The 2,460-nt window shown below is 74.5% G+C and carries 3 protein-coding genes; all 3 read right to left on the reverse strand.

Annotation, left to right across the window (positions count from 1 at the left end; genetic code table 11):
* Positions 1 to 785, reverse strand: a 785-nt coding sequence (locus B9S61_RS13515) for an MFS transporter (RefSeq protein ID WP_146064822.1), incomplete at its 3' end; no start/stop codon positions are given.
* Between the two features lie 29 nt (positions 786 to 814).
* A complete protein-coding gene (locus tag B9S61_RS13520; protein ID WP_103542483.1) occupies positions 815 to 2,044 on the reverse strand; it encodes a cytochrome P450 in 1,230 nt (409 codons plus the stop codon).
* The coding region (locus tag B9S61_RS13525) for a hypothetical protein (protein WP_146064823.1) at positions 2,041 to 2,460 on the reverse strand (420 nt) is incomplete at its 5' end. The genes B9S61_RS13520 and B9S61_RS13525, both read right to left, overlap by 4 nt.

Here is a 2,460-nt window from a genome sequence, read left to right on the forward strand (position 1 = left end):
AGGGTGACGAAGCCGACCGTGAAGGGCCCGGCGTAGCAGAAGTTGACGGCGGTGTCGAGGGCGACGACGGTCCGCAGCCGCGGGTCGCGGGCGGTGTACGTGATGCCCTCGCGGATGCGGGCGGCGAGGGACGCCTGCTTCTCGGGTGTGCCGTCCGTGCCGGTGCGGGGCTTCCTGGGTCGGGTGCGGACGCGGGCCACGCACAGCCCGCACAGGGCGAAGCAGGCGGCGTCGACGAGGAAGGCGACCGGGGCCCGGGTCAGCGCGATGACCAGGCCGCCGATGGCGGGGCCGATGATGGCGGCGGTCCGCGCGCCGGCTCCCATCAGCGCGTTGGCCGGGGTGAGCAGTTCGTCGTCGACGACCGAGGGCAGGATGGAGACGCGGGCGGGCTGGAAGAAGGCGTCGACGGTGCCGAAGGCGGCGGCCGCGGCGCACAGCATCCACACGGTCAGGTCGCCGGTGAGCCCGGCGACACCGACGGCCGTCATCAGGGCGGCCCTCGTCCAGCTGGAGGCGACCATGAGGGTGCGTGGGGACATCGAGTCGCCGAGACTGCCGCCGACCAGGGTGAACAGGGCGCGGGGGACGGCCTGGAAGGCCAGGACGTAGCCGAGGGTGAGGGTGGAGCCGGTCAGGCCGAGGGTGATCCAGGAGAACGCGACGACGCTGAAGCCGTCGCCCAGCAGGGACAGCGCCTGCCCCGTCCACAGGAGCCGGAAGGACCGGTGCCGGACGGGCGCCCACAGGCGTGGGCGGCCGGCGTCGGCGAGGGTGGTGGCCATGGGGTGCCTTTCGTCGGACCGGGGTCCGGTCAGTAGCGGACGGGCAGTGCGGTGAGGCCCCTGTTGAGCAGGGAGGGCTGCCAGGCCGGGCGGCCGGGGTCGGTGAGGGTCAGTCCGGGGTGGTCGCAGACCAGCGTGCGGACGGCGGTCACGGCGACCAGGCGGGCCAGGGCCGCGCCGATGCAGAAGTGGGCGCCGAAGCCGAAGCCGAGGTGGGTGGCGCCGGAGCGGCGGACGTCGAACCGGCCGGGGTCGGGGAAGCGGGCCGGGTCACGGTTGGCGGCGGCGGTGACGAGGAAGATCCGGTCCCCGGCGCGCAGGGTGTGGCCGTCCAGGTCGAGGTCGCGGGCGGCGGTGCGGATGGACATCTTGGAGGGGCCGTCCAGGCGCAGGGTCTCCTCCACCGCCGTCTGTGCCAGCTCGGGTTCGGCCCGGACGGCGGCCAGCCGGCCGGGGTGGGTGTGCAGGGCCAGGACGGTGTTGGCGATGAGGTTGCTGGTGGTCTCCCCGCCGGCGAACGCCATCTGGGTGAGCATCCCGGTGAACTCCTCGACGCTGACCGAGTCGCCGACCCGGCCCTCCTGGAGGACCTGGCTGATCAGGTCGTCGCCCGGTTCGGCGCGGCGCCGGGCGACGAGGGCGCCGAGGTAGTCCTCGAGGCTCACCAGCGCCTGGAGGGAGGCCCGGTACTCGCTCTCCTCCTGGGCGGTGCCGAGGACGAGGTCTGCGACGCGGGTGTTCCAGTACCAGAAGGAGGGACCGTCGGTGGGCGGGATGCCGAGCCAGCGGGCGAACACCAGGGCGGGCAGCGGTTTGGCGACGTCGGCCAGGAGGTCGCCGGTGCGGCCGGGGACGGCCTTGCGGGCGAGGACGGCCCGGGTCGCCTTCTCGGTGAAGGCGCGGTAGCGGGCCACGGCACGTGCCGCGAACGCCTCCTGGAAGACCTGGCGGAGTCTGCGGTGCTGGGGCGGGTCGTTGAAGACCATCCAGCGCGAGAGGATCGTGAAGGCCCGTTCGGCGTCGTCGCGGGCGCCCTGCGGGACGGCGTCCATCAGGGGCCGCACCCGGTCGGCGGAGACCGCGGGGTCGCGCAGGCAGCGCATCACCTGGTCGTAGCCGGTGACGAGCCAGGCGTGGTGCAGGGGGCTCCAGTGGACGGGGGCGTGCTCGCGCAGGGCGTCGAGGTGACCGTAGGGGTCGGCGATCATGTCCGGGGAGAGCAGGTAGCGCTCGGTGAAGCGGGGGGCGTGGGTGGTCATCGGGTGTCTCCCGTCGCGGAGCGCCCGGTGGTGGGGGCGCCGGGTCCGGCGGCGCGGGCATCGCGGGCCTCGGCGATGCCGGTGAGCAGGCGGGCGATGCCGCGCACCCGGGGCTCGGCCATCATCGACATGTGGTCGCCGTCGCTGATGTGCAGCGTGAGTCCGCCGCCGGCCACCTCGCGCCAGCGTGCGACGTAGGTGTCGTAGTCGACGTCCAGGCCGGGCATGGTGCGGCCGCGTGGCAGTCCGGCGGCCTCGCCGCCCACCACCAGGTGCACGTGACCGGGGTACGGGCGGACCTCGTACGCGGCGAGGGCGGCGAGCAGCGAGTGCCACACCTCGATCGGGGCGCCCTCGACCAGGGCCGCCTCGGACGGGCTCATGCCGGCGCCGAGCAGCGCGGCGGTGAGCTCGGC

This window comes from Streptomyces sp. SM1, assembly GCF_002910825.1.
Taxonomy (GTDB): Bacteria; Actinomycetota; Actinomycetes; order Streptomycetales; family Streptomycetaceae; genus Streptomyces; species Streptomyces okerensis.